Source organism: Xanthomonas sp. NCPPB 1062 (genome assembly GCF_041481705.2).
Taxonomy (GTDB): Bacteria; Pseudomonadota; Gammaproteobacteria; order Xanthomonadales; family Xanthomonadaceae; genus Xanthomonas; species Xanthomonas euvesicatoria.
The window spans coordinates 1,068,904-1,090,543 of record NZ_CM192987.1 but is presented as its reverse complement, the minus strand read 5'-3'; the positions used below and the strand labels follow the sequence as shown (position 1 = coordinate 1,090,543).

At 64.2% G+C, this 21,640-nt stretch carries 18 protein-coding genes and 5 tRNA genes; 3 read left to right on the top strand and 20 right to left on the bottom strand.

Annotated features, from left to right (window positions below):
• Positions 1–64 precede the first annotated feature (64 nt).
• From rpoB to ACCQ16_RS04665, 20 genes are all read right to left on the bottom strand, one after another.
• Positions 65–4,216 carry a DNA-directed RNA polymerase subunit beta gene (gene rpoB, locus ACCQ16_RS04760; protein ID WP_029818764.1) on the bottom strand — a complete coding sequence of 1,384 codons (4,152 nt, stop codon included), beginning with the start codon at positions 4,214–4,216 and terminating at the stop codon, positions 65–67.
• Between the two features lie 285 nt (positions 4,217–4,501).
• Positions 4,502–4,867, bottom strand: a complete 366-nt coding sequence (gene rplL, locus ACCQ16_RS04755; RefSeq protein WP_008574194.1) for a 50S ribosomal protein L7/L12 — start codon at positions 4,865–4,867, stop codon at positions 4,502–4,504.
• Between the two features lie 54 nt (positions 4,868–4,921).
• Entirely contained in the window at positions 4,922–5,455 is a 534-nt protein-coding gene (gene rplJ / locus ACCQ16_RS04750; protein ID WP_005930748.1) for a 50S ribosomal protein L10, read from the bottom strand.
• A gap of 542 nt (positions 5,456–5,997) precedes the next feature.
• On the bottom strand, positions 5,998–6,696 hold the full coding sequence (gene rplA / locus ACCQ16_RS04745) for a 50S ribosomal protein L1 (RefSeq protein ID WP_003486747.1): 699 nt from the start codon (positions 6,694–6,696) through the stop codon (positions 5,998–6,000).
• A gap of 3 nt (positions 6,697–6,699) precedes the next feature.
• Positions 6,700–7,128 carry a 50S ribosomal protein L11 gene (gene rplK / locus ACCQ16_RS04740; RefSeq protein ID WP_008574191.1) on the bottom strand — a complete coding sequence of 143 codons (429 nt, stop codon included), beginning with the start codon at positions 7,126–7,128 and terminating at the stop codon, positions 6,700–6,702.
• Between the two features lie 198 nt (positions 7,129–7,326).
• Positions 7,327–7,884 carry a transcription termination/antitermination protein NusG gene (gene nusG / locus ACCQ16_RS04735; protein ID WP_011346537.1) on the bottom strand — a complete coding sequence of 186 codons (558 nt, stop codon included), beginning with the start codon at positions 7,882–7,884 and terminating at the stop codon, positions 7,327–7,329.
• Positions 7,885–7,897: 13 nt separating this feature from the next.
• On the bottom strand, positions 7,898–8,305 hold the full coding sequence (gene secE, locus ACCQ16_RS04730) for a preprotein translocase subunit SecE (RefSeq protein ID WP_005917581.1): 408 nt from the start codon (positions 8,303–8,305) through the stop codon (positions 7,898–7,900).
• A 49-nt stretch (positions 8,306–8,354) separates the two neighbouring features.
• Positions 8,355–8,430: transfer RNA gene (locus ACCQ16_RS04725), tRNA-Trp, on the bottom strand.
• 106 nt (positions 8,431–8,536) lie between these two features.
• Positions 8,537–9,727, bottom strand: a complete 1,191-nt coding sequence (gene tuf, locus ACCQ16_RS04720) for an elongation factor Tu (RefSeq protein WP_003486726.1) — start codon at positions 9,725–9,727, stop codon at positions 8,537–8,539.
• A 46-nt stretch (positions 9,728–9,773) separates the two neighbouring features.
• A tRNA-Thr gene (locus ACCQ16_RS04715) sits at positions 9,774–9,849 on the bottom strand.
• A gap of 33 nt (positions 9,850–9,882) precedes the next feature.
• Positions 9,883–9,956: transfer RNA gene (locus tag ACCQ16_RS04710), tRNA-Gly, on the bottom strand.
• 29 nt (positions 9,957–9,985) lie between these two features.
• Positions 9,986–10,071 (bottom strand) — tRNA-Tyr (locus ACCQ16_RS04705).
• 154 nt (positions 10,072–10,225) lie between these two features.
• Positions 10,226–11,317, bottom strand: a complete 1,092-nt coding sequence (gene ychF / locus ACCQ16_RS04700; RefSeq protein WP_029818762.1) for a redox-regulated ATPase YchF — start codon at positions 11,315–11,317, stop codon at positions 10,226–10,228.
• A gap of 77 nt (positions 11,318–11,394) precedes the next feature.
• A complete protein-coding gene (pth, locus tag ACCQ16_RS04695; protein ID WP_008576043.1) occupies positions 11,395–11,976 on the bottom strand; it encodes an aminoacyl-tRNA hydrolase in 582 nt (193 codons plus the stop codon).
• A 51-nt stretch (positions 11,977–12,027) separates the two neighbouring features.
• Entirely contained in the window at positions 12,028–12,663 is a 636-nt protein-coding gene (locus tag ACCQ16_RS04690; protein WP_003486759.1) for a 50S ribosomal protein L25/general stress protein Ctc, read from the bottom strand.
• A 108-nt stretch (positions 12,664–12,771) separates the two neighbouring features.
• A complete protein-coding gene (locus ACCQ16_RS04685; RefSeq protein WP_003486761.1) occupies positions 12,772–13,731 on the bottom strand; it encodes a ribose-phosphate diphosphokinase in 960 nt (319 codons plus the stop codon).
• Between the two features lie 165 nt (positions 13,732–13,896).
• Positions 13,897–13,973 (bottom strand) — tRNA-Gln (locus ACCQ16_RS04680).
• 3 nt (positions 13,974–13,976) lie between these two features.
• A complete protein-coding gene (ispE, locus tag ACCQ16_RS04675; protein WP_008576042.1) occupies positions 13,977–14,864 on the bottom strand; it encodes a 4-(cytidine 5'-diphospho)-2-C-methyl-D-erythritol kinase in 888 nt (295 codons plus the stop codon).
• Positions 14,846–15,493: a lipoprotein insertase outer membrane protein LolB gene (gene lolB, locus ACCQ16_RS04670; RefSeq protein WP_057682254.1), complete on the bottom strand. Its 648-nt coding sequence runs from the start codon at positions 15,491–15,493 to the stop codon at positions 14,846–14,848. Before lolB ends, ispE begins: the two co-directional genes overlap by 19 nt.
• Positions 15,490–17,178: a tetratricopeptide repeat protein gene (locus ACCQ16_RS04665; protein ID WP_071117517.1), complete on the bottom strand. Its 1,689-nt coding sequence runs from the start codon at positions 17,176–17,178 to the stop codon at positions 15,490–15,492. The genes lolB and ACCQ16_RS04665 overlap by 4 nt, the downstream gene beginning before the upstream one ends.
• A 65-nt stretch (positions 17,179–17,243) precedes the next feature.
• On the opposite strand from ACCQ16_RS04665, the gene hemA reads away from it, so the two are divergent.
• Genes hemA through ACCQ16_RS04650 form a run of 3 tightly spaced genes read left to right on the top strand, consistent with a single transcriptional unit; the run spans position 17,244 to position 21,308 of the window.
• Positions 17,244–18,542 carry a glutamyl-tRNA reductase gene (gene hemA, locus ACCQ16_RS04660; protein ID WP_372380217.1) on the top strand — a complete coding sequence of 433 codons (1,299 nt, stop codon included), beginning with the start codon at positions 17,244–17,246 and terminating at the stop codon, positions 18,540–18,542.
• Entirely contained in the window at positions 18,520–19,605 is a 1,086-nt protein-coding gene (gene prfA / locus ACCQ16_RS04655; protein WP_372380216.1) for a peptide chain release factor 1, read from the top strand. Before hemA ends, prfA begins: the two co-directional genes overlap by 23 nt.
• On the top strand, positions 19,602–21,308 hold the full coding sequence (locus ACCQ16_RS04650; RefSeq protein WP_209261718.1) for an O-linked N-acetylglucosamine transferase, SPINDLY family protein: 1,707 nt from the start codon (positions 19,602–19,604) through the stop codon (positions 21,306–21,308). Before prfA ends, ACCQ16_RS04650 begins: the two co-directional genes overlap by 4 nt.
• Positions 21,309–21,640: the final 332 nt, after the last annotated feature.

Genomic DNA, 21,640 nt, shown 5'->3' with positions numbered 1-21,640 from the left:
ATGAAACCGAGGGCGTTACGTTCCGGATCCCGGCAGCGCATTGCGGCGCCGGGATCCGTCTCGATCACTCTTCCAGTTCCATGTTGATCGCCAGCGAGCGGATTTCCTTCACCAACACGTTGAAGGATTCCGGCATGCCCGCGACCATCTCGTGCTCACCATCGACGATGTTCTTGTACATCTGGTTGCGGCCCTGCACGTCGTCGGACTTCACCGTCAGCATTTCCTGCAGGGTGTAGGCCGCGCCGTAGGCTTCCAGCGCCCAGACTTCCATCTCACCGAAGCGCTGACCACCGAACTGTGCCTTGCCGCCCAGCGGCTGCTGGGTCACGAGCGAGTACGGGCCAGTCGAGCGCGCATGCATCTTGTCGTCGACCAAGTGGTTCAACTTCAGGTAGTGCATGTAGCCGACCGTGGTCTTGCGATCGAACGCTTCGCCAGTGCGACCGTCGTACAGCTGGGTCTGACCGCTCTGCGGCAGGTCGGCCAGTTCCAGCATGCGCTTGATTTCCGCTTCGCTGGCGCCGTCGAACACCGGGGTCGCCATCGGCACGCCGTCGATCAGGTTCTTGCCCAGGTTGAGCAATTCCTCATCGCTGAACTGCGACAGGTCCACGCGCTGTGCATTGATCGCGTTGTCGTGGTTGTAGATGTCGTTGAGGAACTTGCGCAGCTCGCTGACGGCGGCCTGGGCTTCCAGCATGCGCTGGATCTTGCGACCCAGGCCCTTGGCGGCCCAACCCAGATGCACTTCCAGAATCTGGCCGATGTTCATACGCGACGGCACGCCGAGCGGGTTCAACACGATGTCGACCGACTCGCCGGTGGCCATGTACGGCATGTCTTCCACGGGCACCACGTTGGAGACCACACCCTTGTTGCCGTGGCGGCCTGCCATCTTGTCGCCCGGCTGGATACGGCGCTTCACGGCCAGGAACACCTTGACCATCTTCAGCACGCCCGGTGCGAGGTCGTCGCCCTGAGTGATCTTGCCGCGCTTGTCGGCAAAACGTGCTTCGAATTCCTTCTCGTGCGCCTGGATCTGCTTCTGCGCACGCTCGATGGCGTCGGCAGCGTCTTCGTCCTTCATGCGCAGCTGGAACCAATCGGACTTCTTCAGCCCGTCCAGGTACGCGTCGGTGACGGTGTCGCCCTTCTTCAGGTTGGCGCCGCCGTTGGCGACCTTACCCACGATCTGCGAGCGCAGACGCGCGTAGATGGCCGCTTCCAGGATGCGGAACTGGTCGTCGAAGTCCTTCTTGACCCGCTTGATCTCGTTTTCCTCGATCTGGCGGGCGCGCTTGTCCTTCTCGATGCCGTCGCGGGTGAAGACCTGCACGTCGATGACGGTGCCGTCCATGCCCGGGGGCACGCGCAGCGAGCTGTCCTTCACGTCGGACGCCTTTTCGCCGAAAATCGCACGCAGCAGCTTTTCTTCCGGGGTCAGCTGGCTCTCGCCCTTCGGCGTGACCTTGCCGACCATGATGTCGCCGGCGCGCACTTCTGCACCGATGTACACCACGCCGCTTTCGTCCAGACGATTCAAGGCCTGCTCGGACACGTTCGGGATGTCGGCGGAAATTTCCTCCGGCCCCAGCTTGGTGTCGCGCGCAACGCAGGTCAGTTCCTCGATGTGGATCGTGGTGTACCGATCCTCTTCCACCACGCGCTCGGAGAGCAGGATGGAGTCTTCGAAGTTGTAGCCGTTCCACGGCATGAAGGCGATCAGCATGTTCTGGCCCAGCGCCAGTTCACCGATATCGGTGGACGGGCCGTCGGCCAGCACGTCGCCGCGCGCGATCACGTCGCCCACATTCACCAGCGGACGCTGGTTGATGCAGGTGTTCTGATTGGAGCGGGTGTACTTGATCAGGTTGTAGATATCCACGCCGGCATCGGTGCCGCCGCCGATTTCTGCCTCGTTGACCTTGACCACGATGCGGGCTGCGTCGATCTGCTCGATCACGCCACCACGCAGCGCATTGACGGTCACACCCGAGTCGCGCGCAACCGCACGCTCGATGCCGGTACCGACCAGCGGCTTCTGCGAACGCAGCGTCGGCACGGCCTGGCGCTGCATGTTGGCGCCCATCAGTGCGCGGTTGGCGTCGTCGTGCTCCAGGAACGGCACCAGCGCCGCTGCGACCGACACGGTCTGCATCGGCGAGACGTCCATGAAGTGCACTTCGGACGGCGGCTTCAACAGCGATTCGCCCTGGAACCGGCACGGCACGAACTGCTCGGTCAGCATGTTCTTGGCATCGGTCAGCGCGTTCGCCTGGGCGATCACGTACTCGTTTTCTTCGATCGCCGACAGGTATTCGACGTCGTCGGAGACCTTGCCGTCCAGCACCTTACGGTACGGCGTCTCGAGGAAGCCGTACTGGTTGGTGCGGGCGAACACGGCCAGCGAGTTGATCAGGCCGATGTTCGGGCCTTCCGGCGTTTCGATGGTGCAGACGCGGCCGTAATGGGTCGGGTGCACGTCGCGCACTTCGAAGCCGGCGCGTTCGCGGGTCAGACCGCCCGGACCCAGCGCGGAGACGCGACGCTTGTGCGTCACTTCCGACAGCGGGTTGTTCTGGTCCATGAACTGCGACAGCTGCGAGGAACCAAAGAATTCCTTGATCGCAGCGGCCACCGGCTTGGCGTTGATCAGTTCCTGCGGGGTCAGCCCCTCGGACTCGGCCATCGACAGGCGTTCCTTGACCGCGCGCTCGACGCGGACCAGGCCCACGCGGAACACGTTCTCGGCCATTTCGCCGACCGAACGCACGCGACGGTTGCCCAGGTGATCGATGTCATCGACCACGCCGCGACCGTTGCGGATTTCGGTGAGCACCTTGATCACTTCCAGGATGTCGGAGGTGTCGGCGTGCTCGGCGACCAGGCGCTTGGATTCTTCGTCGTTACGCTCGGCAAAGTACTTCTTGTCGTACAGCACCGACTCGCCCAGCACGTCCTTGCGGCCGACGCGACGGTTGAACTTCATGCGGCCGACCGTGGACAGGTCGTAGCGCTCGAAGGTGAAGAACAGGTTGTGGAACAGGTTCTGCGCCGCTTCCTTGGTCGGCGGCTCGCCCGGACGCATCATGCGGTAGATTTCGACCAGCGCTTCCAGCTGCGTCTTGGTCGGGTCGATGCGCAAGGTGTTGGACAGGTACGGACCACGATCCAGATCGTTCACCCACAGGGTGCCGACCGCGTCGACGCCGGCCTTGCGGAAGGCAGCCAGCTGGTCTTCGTTGATCTCGTCGTTGGCATTGGCCAGCAGTTCGCCGGTGGAGCCATCGACCACGTCGTGCGACAGGATGCGACCGACCAGGTAGTCGTCCGGCACGGCCAGCGCGGCAACGCCGGCAGCTTCCAGTTGCTTGACGTGGCGCGCAGTGATGCGCTTGCCCGCTTCCACGATGACCTTGTCGCCGTCGGCCAGGTCGAAGTTCAGCGTTTCACCACGCAGGCGCTCAGGCACCAGCTCCAGCTGGACGCCCTCGTCCGGGTTGATGTGGAAGGTGTTGATCTCGAAGAACTCGGCCAGCATTTCTTCGTTGCTGTAGCCGAGCGCGCGCAGCAGGATCGACACCGGCAGCTTGCGGCGACGGTCGATACGGGTGAACAGCGCATCCTTCGGGTCGAACTCGAAGTCCAACCACGAGCCACGGTAAGGAATGATGCGGGCGCTGTACAGCAGCTTGCCCGAGCTGTGGGTCTTGCCACGATCGTGGTCGAAGAACACGCCCGGCGAGCGATGCAGCTGCGAAACGATCACGCGCTCGGTGCCGTTGACGATGAAGGTACCGTTGCCGGTCATCAGCGGAATTTCGCCGAGATAGACCTCCTGCTCCTTCACGTACTTGATCGCCTTGGTCGACGACTCGCGGTCGTAGATCACCAGGCGCACGGTCACGCGCAGCGGCGCGCCATAGCTCATGCCGCGCTGACGGCATTCACGCTCGTCAAACACCGGCTGACCCAACTTGTAACCGACGTACTCCAGCGCAGCGTTGCCGCTGTAGCTGGAAATCGGGAACACCGACTTCAATGCCGCGTGCAGACCGAGGTCCTTACGCTTGTTCGGCTCCACGTCTTCCTGCAGGAATTCGCGGTAGGAATCCACCTGGATGGCAAGCAGGAACGGCACTTCGAGGATCGAGCGCTGCTTACCGAAGTCCTTGCGGATACGCTTTTTTTCGGTGAACGAATAAGACGTCATGAGGTCTTCACCCTAGGCTGCGGGGGCCACATCGCGGCGGCCCTGAAATAACAAAATTGTCAGTTGGAAGTCGCTGGTATTGCCGGCACCAGCACGCCTTCTCCCGCTACTTCCAACTACCAACTCGGTGAGGCCGGGAATCGGGAATCGAGAATCGGATGATCGCGCGATGTTGCACTGCGATTGTCCAATCCCGATTCCCCTCCGAAACGGCCAAAGGCCGGGAGCTTTACGCTCCCAGCCTTCAGTGCATCACCATGAAACGCTGGCGATGCAAGGTGCTGCTTACTTGATTTCGACAGTCGCGCCAGCTTCGGTCAGTTCCTTCTTGATCTTCTCGGCTTCGTCCTTCGAAGCGCCTTCCTTCAGCATGCCACCGGCTTCAGTCAGATCCTTGGCTTCCTTCAGACCCAGGCCGGTCACGGCGCGCACGGCCTTAATGACGCCAACCTTGTTGGCGCCACAGTTGGTCAGCACCACGTTGAACTCGGTCTGCTCTTCAACCACGGCGGCCGGGCCAGCTGCAGCAGCAGCGACCGGGGCAGCGGCGGAGACGCCGAACTTTTCTTCGATGGCCTTGACCAGCTCCATCACTTCCATCAGGGACTTCTCGGCGATGGCGTCGACGATCTGTTCGTTGGTAAGGGACATTGTGATTACCTTTAAATGATTTTCTGGATTGGGGTTCTAGCGAACGCTAGGACATCAAGCTTCGGCAGTCTCGGCAACCGGCGCGGCGGCTTCGTCGCCACCACCCTGCTTGTCGCCAACGGCCTTGACGGCACGGGCGAACATGGCAGCCGGTTCGGACAGCACGCGGGCCAGCATGGCCAGGGCCTGGTCACGGGTCGGCAGCGAGGCCAACACGTCGACGTGACCCGCCGGGAACAGTTCCCCGCCGATGGACACGACCTTGGCCTGCAGCTTGTCGTTGCTCTTGGCAAATTCCTTGATCAGGCGACCGGCTGCGCCGGGCTCCTCCATCGAAAACGCATACAGCAAAGGACCGACCAGCTTGTCAGCAGCGACAGCGAAATCAGTACCTTCAACGGCGCGCGCGGCCAGGGTGTTCTTGACAACTTTCAAGAACACGCCGGTTTCGCGGGCCTGCTTACGCATCGCGGTCATCTGGGAGACCGTGGTGCCAGCGTATTCGGCGGCGATCAGGGAGTGGGCCTTGGCGGCGATGTCTGCCAGCTCGGCGACTACTTCTTGCTTCTGGGACAGATTGAGAGCCATTGCACTCCTCCGTTAAAGCCGGGATTCGGGATTGGTACTTCGGGATCCGTCACAGCGATCACGCCGTTGCCAGATCCCACATACCGAATCGTCATCCCCGCTTCAAACTACTCCGCTCGCGGCTCCTGCCGGTTGCGGTCCAGGGCAGCCTCCTTCCTGGAAGCCGGGAACATCGACCGATGTTCCTTTGGTGGCCGTTCTAGACCTGGAGTGGACTCGATCCGGGATGTCCCAGACGCGCGTAAACCAGAAAGCTCCAGAAGGGCGACACCATCTACGCCGGCCGGTTCGACACGAACCAATTAAGCGATCCCGCTGCATCGACGGCGACTCCTTGCCAGTGCGAGCATCCGTGCCCGTCGTCGATCTGCGCTGACCGCGCCTGCGGTCTTTGACGGCTACCGCCGGACGTGCCGGCGATCGCCTTCAAAATGTCCGTTACCCCAAAGGAGGGAACGGACTCCCAGCACACGGTGACCCGGGCCGGAAAAACAATGCTGTACTGCCAAATACGTCAGGCGCATGACGCCGGACGCATTCGCTTACTTCAACGACAGGCTCGACTGATCCACCGTCACGCCCGGACCCATGGTCGAGCTGACCGACACCTTCTGCAGGTAGGTACCCTTGGAGGTGGCCGGCTTGGCCTTGACCAGATCCAGCAACAGCGCCTGCAGGTTCGACTTCAGCGCTTCGTCGTCGAAGCTGGCCTTGCCGATCGTGCAGTGGATGATGCCGGCCTTGTCAGTGCGGTAGCGCACCTGGCCCGACTTGGCATTCTTGACCGCTTCGCCCGGATTGGCCGACACGGTGCCGACCTTCGGGTTCGGCATCAAGCCGCGCGGACCCAGCAGGGTGCCCAGCTTACCGACGACGCGCATGGCGTCCGGGGTCGCGATGACCACGTCATAGTTCAGATCGCCGGCCTGCATCTTCTCGGCCAGGTCGTCCATGCCCACCGCCTCGGCGCCCGCAGCCAGGGCTTCGTCGGCCTTGGCGCCTGCCGGTGCGAACACTGCAACGCGCACGCTCTTGCCGGTACCGGCCGGCAGCACGGTGGAACCGCGCACCTGCTGGTCGGACTTCTTGGCGTCCACGCCCAGGCGCACGGCGACGTCGATCGACTCGACGAACTTGGCCTTGGTGGCAGTCTTCAGGATCTTGATTGCGTCTTCGAAGGCATAGGTCTTGCCCGGAACGACAGCGGCCGTGATGGCCTTAACGCGCTTGCTCTGTGCCATGTCTTAGCCCTCCACCGTCAAACCCATGCTGCGGGCAGAACCCGCAATCGTGCGCACCGCCGCTTCCAGCTCGGCTGCCGTCAAATCGGCTTCCTTGACCTTGGCGATTTCTTCCAGCTGCTTGCGCGTCACCTTGCCCACCTTGTCGGTGTTGGGACGCTTCGAGCCGGAGGTCACGCCTGCGGCCTTCTTGAGCAGCACGCTGGCCGGAGTGCTCTTGGTGACGAACGTGAAGGTACGGTCGGAATACGCGGTGATGATCACCGGCGTCGGCAGACCCGGCTCCAGCTTCGACGTCGCGGCGTTGAATGCCTTGCAGAATTCCATGATGTTCAGACCGCGCTGACCCAGTGCAGGGCCGACCGGCGGTGCAGGGTTGGCCTGACCGGCCTTGACCTGCAACTTGATGAAAGCAGTAATCTTCTTAGCCATTTCAATACTCTCCGGGTGCTAGCGCCTGACCTGCAGGCTCCCCATCGGACCGGGATTCACGTGTCCCGGCTTCACGTTGTTGACCACACACGCAGATGGCCGCCATGCGGCAGCCATTGGTTCCAGGCGGTTCGCCAGGACAGCGAGCCGCGCACTATAGCAGCATTTGGGGCGAGCGCCTAGCTGGCGCCCGCAGGGTCAGCCCTTCTCGACCTGACCGAATTCGAGCTCGACCGGCGTGGAGCGGCCGAAGATGAGCACGGCAACCCGCAGCCTGCTCTTTTCGTAATTGACTTCCTCGACAACGCCATTGAAGTCGTTGAACGGACCCTCGGTGACGCGCACCATCTGGCCCGGCTCGAACAACACCTTCGGACGCGGCTTTTCGACGCCATCCTGCACTCGCTGCAGGATCGCATCCGCTTCTTCGTCGCGAATCGGCAGAGGACGGTCGGCGGTACCGCCGATGAAACCCATCACCTTCGAAGTCTCCTTCACCAGGTGCCAGCTTTCGTTGTCGATGCGCGGAATACCGCCCTCTTCATGCGTTTCGATCTGCACCAGCACGTAGCCGGGGAAGAACTTGCGCTCGGACCGACGCTTCTGGCCGGCGCGCATTTCGATGACCTCTTCGGTCGGCACCAGCACGTCGCCGAAACGGTCTTCCATTTCGGCGCGCGCGATACGGTCACGCAATGCCTGCGCAACGGATTTTTCGAAGCCTGAATAGGCGTGAACGACATACCAACGCTTCACTGCTTGATTCTCCTCAACGAGCCAGGAACCACTGCGTGAGCTTCTGGATGACAAAGTCGAAGCCGCCCAACAGCAAACTCAGAATGATTACAACCACAATCACGACCCAGGTGGTGCGGATAGCTTCCTGGCGCGTCGGCCAGACAACCTTACGCAACTCGAACCTGGATTCGGACAGGAATTCGCGGGTCTCCCGGCCCTTGCCGGTACCCAAAAACACAAATGCGCCCGCCACCAACCCAACGATGACAGCCAACGCACGCAACTGCGGCGTCCACGCGCCCAGCTGGGTCGCGCGCTCGGGAGCGGAGAACCAGAACCACACAAAAAGCCCCGCAACCACCAGGGCAGCGGAGACAACGTACTTAACGACATCAGCGCTAGAGGACGCGCTCTTGGAAGGCTCGATTTTGCTATTCATCCGGCTCTAGTTACCGATCTGACCCGAATCGCTGGGCCGGAAAGAGGAGTGGCACGCCAGGAGGGACTCGAACCCCCAACCTGCGGTTTTGGAGACCGCTGCTCTGCCAATTGAGCTACTGGCGTATGTACTCGTTTACCGCAAACCCCAAGACAACGAAGGCGGACCGCGGTTCAGCCGGCCCGCCATTCGTTTGAATCCAGCCGCCCATAGGCAGCTGGATACAGGCACTTACTTGATGATCTTGGCAACCACGCCGGCGCCGACGGTACGACCGCCTTCACGGATGGCGAAGCGTAGACCTTCGTCCATTGCGACCGGGTTGATCAGGGTCACGACCATCTTCACGTTGTCGCCCGGCATCACCATCTCCACGCCTTCCGGCAGCTGGCAGGCGCCAGTGATGTCGGTGGTGCGGAAGTAGAACTGCGGACGGTAGCCCTTGAAGAACGGGGTATGACGGCCACCCTCGTCCTTGGACAGCACGTAGACTTCGGCTTCGAACTCGGTGTGCGGCTTGATCGAACCCGGCTTGCACAGCACCTGGCCGCGCTCGACGTCGTCACGCTTGGTGCCGCGCAGCAGCAGACCGGCGTTGTCGCCTGCCTGACCCTGGTCCAGCAGCTTGCGGAACATTTCCACGCCGGTGACGGTGGTCTTCTGCGTGTCGCGGATACCGACGATTTCGATTTCGTCGCCCACCTTGATGATGCCGCGCTCGATACGACCGGTCACCACGGTGCCGCGGCCGGAGATCGAGAACACGTCTTCGACCGGCATCAGGAACGGACGGTCCACGTCGCGGGTCGGCTCCGGAATGAACGAATCCAACGCCTCGACCAGCTTCAGGATCGCCGGCACGCCGATGTCGCTCTGATCGCCGTCCAGCGCCAGACGCGCCGAACCGTGGATGATCGGGGTGTCGTCGCCCGGGAAGTCGTACTTGCTCAGCAGTTCGCGCACTTCCATTTCGACCAGCTCGAGCAGCTCGGCGTCGTCGACCATGTCAGCCTTGTTCAGGAACACCACGATGTGCGGCACACCGACCTGACGCGAGAGCAGGATGTGCTCACGGGTCTGCGGCATCGGGCCGTCAGCGGCCGAGCACACCAGGATCGCGCCGTCCATCTGCGCTGCGCCGGTGATCATGTTCTTGACGTAGTCGGCGTGGCCGGGGCAGTCAACGTGCGCGTAGTGGCGGGTCGGGGATTCATATTCGACGTGTGCGGTCGAAATCGTGATGCCGCGCGCCTTCTCTTCCGGCGCCGCGTCGATAGCGTCGTACGCCTTGAACTCACCACCGAAACGCTCGGCACCGATCTTGGTCAGCGCAGCGGTCAACGTGGTCTTGCCATGGTCAACGTGACCGATGGTGCCGACGTTCACGTGCGGCTTGGTGCGCTCGAATTTAGCTTTTGCCATGGGTGCGTGTCTCGGTAATCGTTTGGAGTTGAAGACGATTGAGTAATGGTGCTCACGAAAGGAATCGAACCTTCGACCTCCTCCTTACCAAGGAGGTGCTCTACCGACTGAGCTACGTGAGCGAGTTTTGCATTATGCCATGCATTTGCGTTCAATGGAGCGGGAGACGGGAATCGAACCCGCACCATCAGCTTGGAAGGCTGAGGTTCTACCGTTGAACTACTCCCGCGCCGGGAACTGCATGCCACAACGTGAAACTGGTGGAGGGAGGTGGATTCGAACCACCGAAGGCGTAAGCCAGCAGATTTACAGTCTGCCCCCGTTGGCCGCTTGGGTATCCCTCCAGCTTTTACTACCGGACCGGTGCGCCGCGAGGCATATTCGGTTCGGGGTGAAGCAGCCCGTTATTTTGTTGTGGGACGCATGTAGTGTCAACAAAAATTTTGAGCAATTCTTCACTCTCAACGATACGCGGCGTCAGGCGCCACGCACAGCCGATCACACGTTGAAGCGGAAGTGCAGCACGTCGCCTTCCTGGACGCGGTATTCCTTGCCTTCCAGGCGCAGGCGCCCGGCATCGCGCGCACCGGCTTCGCCGCGGTACTTGATGAAGTCGTCGAAACCGATCGTTTCGGCGCGAATGAAGCCCTTCTCGAAATCGGTATGGATCACGGCGGCAGCCTGCGGCGCCGTCGAACCGGCCTTGACCGTCCAGGCACGCACTTCCTTGACGCCTGCGGTGAAATAGGTCTGCAGGCCCAACAGCGTATAGGCCGCACGGATGACGCGATTCAAGCCTGGCTCTTCCAGGCCGAGATCGGCCAGGAAGCTGTCGCGATCGGCATCGTCCAGCTGCGAGAGCTCCTCTTCGATGGCCGCCGAGACCGGCACCACTTCGGCACCTTCGACAGCCGCATGCGCACGCACCGCATCCAGGTGCGGATTGCTCTCGAAGCCGTCTTCCAGCACGTTGGCGATGTACAGCACCGGCTTGAGCGTCAGCAGGAACAGATCGCGCACCAGTGCCTTTTCTTCATCGTCCAGACCGGCGGCACGACCCGCCTTGCCGTCGGCCAGCGCGGCCTGCAACTTGGCCAGCACCGGCTTGCGCGCCGCTGCATCCTTGTCGCCGCCCTTGGCGCTGCGTTCGGCACGGTTGAGGGCCTTTTCCACGCTATCCAGATCGGCCAGCGCCAGCTCGGTATCGATGGTTTCGATATCGGCGATCGGGTCGACCTTGTTGTTGACGTGGATGACGTCGTCGTTCTCGAAGCAACGCACCACGTGGGTGATCGCATCGACTTCGCGGATGTGCGCCAGGAACTTGTTGCCTAGGCCTTCGCCACTCGCCGCACCAGCCACCAGACCGGCGATATCGACGAACTCGACCGCAGTAGGAATCAGCTTTTGCGGCTTGACGATGTCAGCCAGCTGATTGAGACGCGGATCCGGCACCGGCACGATGCCGACGTTCGGCTCGATGGTGCAGAACGGGAAGTTGGCCGCAGCGATGCCCGCCTTGGTCAGCGCGTTGAACAGGGTCGACTTGCCGACGTTGGGCAGGCCGACGATGCCGCATTTGATACCCATGGGTTTTCCAGTGAATGGAGAATCGGGAATGGAGAATGGCAGGAGCAGCGCCCTGTCCATTCCCTATTCCCCATTCTCTATTTTTTTTCGGTATGCAGGCGTTTCATCGCCTCGTTGAAATTGCCTTCCATCGCCAGCGGCAGCACATCGATGGCGGCATCCACCGCAGCGCCGATCGCTGCGTCGTCCTCGCGCCCTGCCCGTCCCAGCACCCAGGGCACCACGCGGTCCTTGTGACCGGGATGACCGATGCCAACGCGTAGACGGTGAAATTTACCGTGCCCGAGCAGGCGAATGGTGTCGCGCAAGCCGTTTTGCCCGCCGTGACCGCCATCGAACTTGAGCCGCGCGATGCCCGGCGCAAGATCCAGTTCGTCGTGTGCAACGAGCAGTTGCTCCGGCTCGATCTTCCAGAATCGCAATGCGGCGGTGATCGACTTGCCGCTGAGATTCATGAAGGTGGCCGGCTTGAGCAGCCAGACCGGTTGTCCCGCGACCTGGACCTTGGCGGTCTCGCCGAACAACTTGCTATCCAATGCCCAGCGGGCGCCACTGCGCTCGATGAGGGCATCGACGAAACGAAACCCGGCGTTATGCCGGGTTTGCGCGTGTTCCGGGCCGGGGTTTCCCAGCCCGACGATCAGACGAAGTGCAGACATGCCAGTGACCGCAGCCGATCCCGCGCGCAATGCGGGGGACCGGCCAACGGATTACTTGGTCTCGGCGCCTTCGCTGCCTTCTTCGCCGGCAGCGTCGTCTTCTTCGATCCGTACATGCTTGGCAGCCACCACGGCAACGTCGTGTTCCTTGCCCAGCTTCAGCTCCGGAATTTCAACACCGGCCGGCAGCTTGATTTCGGACAGGTGGATCACGTTGCCCACTTCCAGTGCACCGAGGTCCACTTCGATGAACTCCGGCAGATCCTTCGGCAGGCAGACCACCTGGACTTCGTTGAGTTCGTGGGTGACGACCACTTCGCTCGACTTGCCGGCAGGCGAAGACGCTTCGTTGATGAAGTGCAGCGGCACGGCAGCACTGAGCTTCTCGTTGGCGCTGACGCGCTGGAAGTCGATGTGCATGATCAGCTGCTTGAACGGATGGCGCTGCATGTCACGCAGCAGCACCTGCTGCACGTCGCCATTGAGGTTCAGGTCCAGGATGGACGAGTAGAACCACTCGTTCTGCTGGGCGAGCCAGATCTGCTCGTGGTTGAGCTGGATGCTGACCGGCTCGAGTTCGCCACCGTAGACGATGGCCGGGATGACGCCAGCATGACGCAGGCGGCGGCTCGCACCCTTCCCCTCGTCAGCGCGGCGCTCGACCTTGATTTCATGAGTCTTTGCCATTGGATTTCACTACCTAGTTGGAACACCGCCTCGCGGCGATGAAGCGTCTCACCCGCGACCAGGTGAGACGTGTGGCGGCACCCGGGAATCCGGGCACCGAATGGGGTATCAGTCGACGTAGAGCGAGCTGACCGATTCGCCGAAGGCGATACGGCGGATGGTCTCGGCCAGCAGTTCGGCCACGCTCAGCTGACGAATCTTGGCGCAGGTACGCGCCGCTTCGCTCAGCGGAATCGTGTCGGTGACCACCAGCTCGTCGAGCTGCGAATTGTTGATGTTGTCCACCGCCGGACCCGACAGCACCGGATGGGTGATGTAGGCCACGACCTTGAGCGCGCCGCGCTGCTTCAGCGCTGCGGCAGCTGCGCACAAGGTACCGGCGGTGTCGACCAGGTCGTCGACCAGCACGCAGGTCTTGCCCTGCACGTCGCCGATGATGTTCATCACGGTGGCCACATTGGCGCGCGGACGACGCTTGTCGATGATGGCCAGATCGGCGTCGTCCAGGCGCTTGGCGACGGCGCGTGCGCGCACCACGCCGCCAACGTCCGGCGACACCACGATCAGGTTGTCGGTGCCGTAGGCGCGCCAGATGTCGGCCAGCAGCAGCGGCGAGGCATAGACGTTGTCGACCGGCACATCGAAGAAGCCCTGGATCTGGTCGGCGTGCAGGTCGACCGTCAGCACGCGGTCCGCCTCCATGGCGCAGATCATCTTGGCAGCCACCTTGGCAGTGATCGGCACGCGCGAGGAGCGCATGCGACGGTCCTGGCGCGAATAACCGAAGTACGGGATCACCGCGGTCACCGACTGGGCGCTGGCGCGCTTGAGCGCATCGATCAGCACCAGCAGTTCCATCAGGTTCTCGGCACTGGGCGCGCAGGTGGGCTGGATGACGAACACTTCCTGCCGACGCACGCTCTCTTCGATCTCCACCTGCACTTCGCCGTCGGAAAAGCGCGTGACCAACGCCTTGCCCATGCGAACGCCGAGTTCCTTGCAGATGCTCTGGGCAAGCGGCTTGTTGGCATTGCCGGAGAACACCAGCAGATTACGTTGGTCTTGCATGAGATCTCTCGGGCGGCGGCGAAGAGCGTGCGGATCGATGGTGGAGCAGGACAAAGCCGAACCAATGCCGGGCTTTCGTTCGATTCCCGCGCAAGGATGCGCGAGGTATTGCAGAAGGATCTGCAGTGAAACCTGGTGCAGGCGGACCTGCCTTTCTCGACAAACTGGCAGGGGCGGTAGGATTCGAACCTACGAATGCCAGGATCAAAACCTGGTGCCTTGGGCCTCTTGGCGACGCCCCTGCATCAAACCTGTGTCGCGTCCAGCGCATCGAGCAATGGCGAGTGCGCTGCACCCTCCACCACCCACGCCCGCAGGCTGCCCGGCAACTGCGCCAGCGCCTGCTCTGCAGCAGCGCGCGTGGCGAACTCGACGAAACAGCCACTTCCCGACCCGGTCAAACGCGGTGTACCGACCCTGGAAAGCGCCTGGAACACGGCCTCGACGGCGGGTTCGCGGCGCCGCAGGACCGGCTCGAACGCATTGTCGAGCAGGGAACCGGAAGCGAAGTCCGCTATTTTCGCGGGCGCAGCATCCCGCGTCAATTCCTGTGATCGAAATAACGCCGGGGTCGGTACATGAACGCCGGGATCGACCAGCAGATACGCCGCTTCCGGCAGGGAAATCGGGGTCAGTTGTTCGCCCACGCCTTCGGCCCAGGCATTGCGGCCGCGCACGAAGACCGGCACGTCCGCACCCAGCTGCAGGCCCAGCTCGGCCAGCACATCGGCCGCCAGGCCCAGGCCCCACAAGGCGTTGAGCGCCACCAGCACGGTCGCCGCGTCCGAGGAACCGCCGCCGAAACCGCCGCCGGCGGGGATGCGCTTGTCGACCCGAATCTCCGCGCCCGCCTGGGTGCCGGCTGCCGATTGCAGCAGGCGCGCAGCGCGGATCACCAGGTCATCGTCTTCGGATACGCCGGGCAGACTCTCGCCCAGGCGGCGGATCTGGCCGTCACGACGCACGCGAAGATGAACGGTGTCCCCCCAGTCCAGCAGCCGGAACACGGTCTGCAGCAGGTGGTAGCCGTCGGCACGGCGCCCGGTGATCTGCAAAAACAGATTGAGCTTGGCCGGCGCAGGCCACGCCGACCAATCAGTGCCCGGCGCGTCCATCAGGGCGACACGGTCCATTGGTCGACCAACAGGCGCACCTTTGCCTCGCCGTTGCGGGCTTCGATCCGCTGCGGCAGCTCGGGCTGGTCGGCGCCGGCTGGTGTCCAGGCCAAAAATTCGATCGTCCAGCCATCCTGCTGCACGGTGCGCGGGCGCCCGGCGGCATCCAGGTCGACGCGTGCGGCACCGGCGTCGGCGATGCGCAGCGCGCGCACCCAGGCAGGCATCTGGTTGACCGGGATGGTCCAGCCGGTTGCTTCCAGCAGCACCTGCTCGGCATCAGGACCACTGCGCGGACCGCCGTCCAGCCCTTCCAGCCGGCCGGCGCCGCTGGTGGTGTCGCCGGTGAGCACCCAGCTTTGCCGGGTGACCGGCGCACTGAGTTGCACGCGGTAGCGTGGGCCATCCTGCTGCCAGTCGATGCGGCCGCTGCCGCCATTGCGGTCCTTGCTGATCGCCACCCGGCCCTGGAAGGACCAATTGGGGTGCGCCTGCAACCAGGCCTGGCGAGCGGCTTCGGCCTGGCGCGCACTGTCGGAGACGTGATCGGCCACGGCCGCCCCACTGCCCTGCCCGCGCGGCACGCTGACGCAGGCCGACAGCCCGACCAGCCCGCCCAGGGCCAGCGTTCGAACCGCCCTGCTCATAGCCCGAACTTTTCCACGGCGCGCTGCAGCGCACGGTTGTCCGGGTCGAGGCGGCGCGCTTCATCGAAGTAGCGACGCGCTTCGTCCTGCTTGCCGCTGACCCACAGCACTTCGCCCACGTGGGCCGCGATTTCCGGGTCCTTGACCAGCGCCCAGGCGCGGCGCAGCTGCACCAACGCTTCCTTGGTGCGGCCCATCCGGTACAGCACCCAGCCATAACTGTCGACAATGGCCGGGTTGTCCGGGTCGGCGGTGCGGGCACGGTCGATCAGCGCCAACGCTTCCTTGTAGCGGGTGGTGCGGTCGGCCAAGGTGTAGCCCAGCGCGTTCAGCGCGGCGACGTTTTCCGGCTCGGTCACCAGGATCTTGCGCAGATCGGCCTCGGCACGCGGGACGTCGTCGCGCCGCTCCCAGGCCAGCCCGCGGGCGTACAGCAACGCGCTATCGTCCGGGTAGGCGGCCAGGCCACGTTCGAAGGCATCCAGTTCGCCCGGCGCATCGTCGGCCCGCTGATGCAGCTCGGCTTCGAGCACGTAGGCGTCGCGGCGCGCGTCATCGTCGGCACTGGCGTCGCCCTGCAGGGCGCGGGCTTCGGCAAGCGCTTCGGGCTTGCGGCCCAGTTCGTACAAGGCACTGGCGGTGCGCAGACGCGCCTCGCTGACCTGCGGACCACCCGGCACGCCGCGATACCACTCCACCGCCTCGTCGTAGCGCTTGAGGAATTCGGCGATCTTGCCCAGCAGCAGACGGCGGTCCGGATCGGGCTTGGTAGCGTTGCTCTTGAGCTCGGCGTACAGCGCCTCCAGCGAGCTGCGGTCTTTCTCCTTGGCCAGCATCGAGGCACGCAAGCCATAGGTCTGGGTGTCCTGCGGCCCGGTCGAAAGCACGCGTGCAGCAGCTTCGGTCTGGCCCATGGCGTCGTAGGCAAATGCCAGCGCGCCGCGCAGCTCGGAGTCCTTGACCGCCTGCGGTTCGATATTCTTGAGCAGCGCCAGCGCTTCGTCGTTCTTGCCTTCCTGCTGCAACTGGGTGGCATGCAACAAGGCCACGCGCGGCTCTTCGGGGAAGCGGCGTACCACCTCGTCGACGATGCGCTTGGCCAGCGCGGGGCGCTCCATGCGCAGCGCGAGCCGGCCGAATTCCTGCCAGGCTTCGATCTGATTCGGGATGGCGCCGGCCTTGACCAGGTCTTCGAGCACATCGGCCGAGGCTTCCGGCTCGCGGCCGCCGTTGGCCAGGGCGATCAGCGCAAAGCGCCAGCCACGCGGATCGGGCTCCTTGAGCAAGCCGAGCAAATCGCGGCGCGCGGTGCGCAGGTCGTTGCGGCGCAGCGCCAACGAGGCCTCGGTGCTGCGCATGGACATCGACGACGGCGCGCGGGCGCGCCACAACGCCAGCGCTTCGATCGCGCGCGGGTCGTCGTTGGCCAGCATGGAGATGCGGGCGGCGCGCTCGGCCAGCCCGGCATCGCCGGCTTCGGCCTTGGCGGCGTCCAGGTAGGCGCGCGCGGCATCGTCCAGCTGCCCGGCCTGCAAGGCGAATTCGCCGGCCAGCACGGGTTCCAGCGACGAGGTGCCGGCATTGCCTGGGGGCGGAGCGGGCCGTGCTTTCTTGGGTGCTGCAGTGGCGCTGGCGGAGACTGCGACCAGCAAAAGAACACTCAGGATGCGAATCGGTACAGGCATCGGGGGCAACCGGGCCGTAAAATGGGGCCCTGAATGGCCGCCAGCTTATCGCAAGCAACTGAACAATGACGTTGTGGGTGCTCGGACTGAATCACCAGACCGCACCTGTGGACCTGCGCGAACGCGCGGCGTTCGCAGGTGATGCGCTGCCGCGCGCGCTCGAATCGCTGCGTGCGCTACCCCAGGTAAGCGAGGCCGCGCTGTTGTCCACCTGCAACCGTACCGAGTTGTATGCAATGGCCGACGAGGCGCACAGCCTGGTCAACTGGCTGGAAACGCACGCGCCCGGGCTGAGCGGTCATCTGTACCAGCACCGGGAAGCCGAGGCGGTGCGCCACCTGTTCCGCGTCGCCACCGGGCTGGATTCGATGGTGCTGGGGGAACCGCAGATTCTGGGCCAGGTGAAGGACGCCTGGGCGGTGGCGCGGGCGCACGGCGCGCTGGGCAGCGGGTTGGACCGGCTGTTCCAACAGACCTTTTCGGTGGCCAAGCGCGCGCGTACCGACACCCGTGTCGGCGCAAATCCGGTTTCGGTCGCATCCACGGCGGTGCGGCTGGCACAGGACTCCTTTGCCCGGCTCAACGAGTCGACGGTGTTGCTGATCGGTGCCGGCGAAACCATCGAACTGGCGGCCAAGCATCTGAGCGAAGGCCGCGTGCGCCGCCTGCTGATCGCCAACCGCACCCTGGCCCATGCCCAGACACTGGCCAGCCAGCACGGCGGCTTCGCCTTGCCGCTGACCGATCTGGAACGCCACCTGGCCGAGGCGGATGTGGTGTTTTCGGCCACCGCTGCGCGTGAGCCGCTGGTGACCCGCGCACAGGTGGAACAGGCGTTGCGCACGCGCAAGCGCAAGCCGATGCTGCTGTTCGACCTGGCCGTGCCGCGCGATATCGAGGCCTCGGTAGGCGAGTTGGGCGACGCCTACCTGTACACGGTGGACGATCTGGAACGCGCGGTCGAAGACAATCGCCGTGGCCGCCGCGAAGCGGCCGACCAGGCCGAAGCCATCATCGACCTGCAAGTGGCGCGCTATGTCGAAATGCTGCAGGCCACTGCGCGCCAGGCACCCCTCAAACGGCTGCGCGCCTTTGGCGATAGCACCCGCGACGAGCTGCTGGCCAAGGCACGCCAGCAGTTGCACAACGGCAAGCCGGCCGACGAAGTGCTGGAACAGTTGGCGCATGCGCTGACCAACCGTTTGTTGCATCCGCCCACGGCCGCATTGCGCAATGCGGCGCTCAACAACGACCTGGAATTGACCACTGCGGCCGACCGGCTGTTTCCGGAAAAGCCGGGTTACCAACACCCCCCCATAGCTACCCCGATCGTGAGGACCGATGACGCCGACCCTGCGCCGTAAGCTCGAAGCGATGGCCGAGCGCCGCGAAGAACTGCAGCACCTGCTCTCCGACCCCGATGTGGTGGGCAACAACGACACGTTCCGTACGCTCTCGCGCGAACTGTCGCAACTGGAGCCGGTGGCGATGGCGCTGGAAGAGGAGGCGCGCGCCAAGGCCGACCTGGCCACGGCCGAAGCGCTGCGCAACGACCCGGAGATGCGCGAACTGGCCGAAGAGGAAATCGCCGCTGCACAGGCGCGCCTGGAACAACTCGATGCACAACTTGCATCGCTGCTGGTACCGCGTGATCCGCGCGACGACGGCAACCTGTTTCTGGAAGTGCGCGCCGGCACTGGCGGTGACGAAGCGGCGATCTTTGCCGGCGACCTGTTCCGCATGTACGCACGCTACGCCGAGCGCCAGGGCTGGAAGGTGGAAATCGAATCCGACAGCCCCGGCGAGCATGGCGGCTACAAGGAAGTGGTGGCGCGGGTGGTCGGGCGCGGTGCGTATTCGCGCCTGAAATTCGAATCCGGCACCCATCGCGTGCAACGCGTGCCGGCAACCGAATCGCAAGGCCGTATCCACACCTCGGCTGCCACGGTGGCGATCATTCCCGAAGCCGACGACGTGGAAGAGATCACGATCAATCCGGCCGATCTGAAGGTGGACACGTTCCGCTCGTCCGGTGCGGGCGGCCAGCACGTCAACAAGACCGAATCGGCAATCCGCATCACCCACGTGCCCAGTGGCGTGGTGGTGGAATGCCAGACCGAGCGCAGCCAGCATGCCAATCGCGACAAGGCGATGAAGCGGTTGAAGGCGCAGCTGCTGGACGCCGAACGCAGCAAGGCGGCAGCGGCCGAAGCGCAGACGCGCAAGTTGCAGGTGGGCAGCGGCGACCGCAGCCAGCGCATCCGCACCTACAGTTTTCCGCAGGGTCGCATCACCGACCATCGCGTCGACGGGCTGACCTTGTACGACCTGCCCAACATCATCGAAGGCGATCTGGATGCATTGATCGGGCGGCTGCTGCACGAACATCAAGCCGACGAACTGGCACGGTTGAGCGATAGCCCGTGAGTGCGCAAGTCCCGCGCGAGCTGCTGCAGCTGCGCGAGCAAGTGCGACGCCAGCCCGGCGATTTCGTCGCCTGGTTGATGCTGGCCGATGCCGAGCTGGGCATGGGCGTCACCGCTGCCGGCGAGGCGGCCGTGCAGCGCGCGCTGGCGCTGCATCCGGGCCATCCGGAAGCGGTGGCGCGGCTGGGACGGGTGCGCTGGGCGCAGCAGCGCCATGCAGAAGCGGCCACGCTGCTCCAACAGGCCTCGGACCTGGTACCGCAGCATCCGGGGATCGCCCTGTGGCTTGGGCACGCGCTCGAAGATGCAGGCCAACCGGAACAGGCTGCGGCCGCCTATACGCGCGCCCACAAGCTGCTGCCCGACGAGCCCTACATCACCGCACAACTGCTCAACTGGCGACGCCGCTTATGCGATTGGCGCGAGCTGGACTCACTGGCTGCACAGGTGCGGGCCGCAGTCACACAAGGCGAGGCGGCCGTGGAGCCTTTCGCGTTCCTGAGCGAGGACGCCAGCGCCGCGGAGCAACTGGCGTGCGCCCGTACCCGTGCGCACGCCATTGCCTCCTCGGTGCGCCCGCTGCCAGCGTCCACGCTGCGCAGCCGCGGCGCGCTGCAACTCGGGTTCGTGTCCAACGGCTTTGGCGCCCACCCGACGGGCTTACTGACGGTGGCCTTGTTCGAAGCGTTGCAGCAACGCCAACCGGACCTGCACGTGCAGCTGTTTGCAACCAGCCCGGACGATGGCAGCGACATTCGCGCGCGCCTGGCGCAGGCAACGCGCATGCACGAGGTCACTGCGCTGGGGCATCTGGCAACCGCGCAACATATCCGCGACCAGGGCATCGATCTGTTGTTCGATCTGCGCGGCTGGGGCGGTGGCGGACGGCCGGAAGTCTTCGCATTGCGGCCGGCGCCGGTGCAGCTCAACTGGCTGGCGTATCCGGGCACCTCGGGCGCGCCGTGGATGGACTATGTGCTTGGCGATACCGTTGCATTGCCGACGTCGCTTGAGCCGTTCTATAGCGAGCAGGTGCTGCGCTTGCCGCGCGCCTTCCAGCCATCGGACACCTCGCGCACGGTAGCCGAACCGCCATCGCGTGCGCAGTGCGGGCTGCCTGAGCACGCTGTGGTGCTGTGCTGCTTCAACAACAGTTACAAGCTCAATCCACGCAGCATGGCGCGCATGCTGGCGGTGTTGCGCGCGGTGCCCGGCAGCGTGCTGTGGCTGCTGTCCGGCCCGGGTGAGGCGGATGCGCGATTGCGTGCAGCAGCGCAGGCACAGGGCGTGCACGCGCAGCGTTTGGTCTTCATGCCCAAACTGCCGCACCCGCAGTATCTGGCGCGCTATCGACATGCGGATCTGTTTTTGGATACGCACCCTTACAACGCGCACACCACCGCCTCCGATGCGTTATGGGCAGGTTGCCCGGTCTTGACCACACCTGGCCAGACGTTTGCCGCGCGTGTGGCCGGCAGCCTGAATCATCATCTGGGGCTGGATGAAATGAATGTGGCCGATGACGCTGCGTTCGTGGCCACGGCGGTGGCGTTGGCGAGCGATCCAGCGGCACTGGGTGCGTTGCGTGCTCGGGTGGCGGAGCGTCGGCGCGAATCGGACCTGTTCAATATGGACGGGTTTGCGGATGCGTTTGGAGAATTGGTGCGTGGGGTCGCGGGAAAGCATGGCTGGTTAGGGGTTTAGCAACGGCCGCTACGTGATGGATCGCTGTCTGCCGCCGCACCCTGCCCCCAACCTCCGCGCCCCGCCGTGGCCGGCGCTTGCAGCGCGGGCGCTCCGGGGCACGTGCACCCAGGGCGCGCAGCCGTCCTTCCCCACCCCGGGCCGGAGAGGATTGAAAGGGCCATCAAGTTTCGTCGAGACCTTTTCAGGCCATGGAAGCCACGCGCCGAGTCGGCAGCGTGGCCGGGGATTGGCGGAAAGCGGCACACGGATGTGCCGCGACGGCGAGCCAGACAGGATGTGTGCCGGGCCGAGGAGCCGATCCGCGGCCGCGCTGTTGCCCTGACCGACGC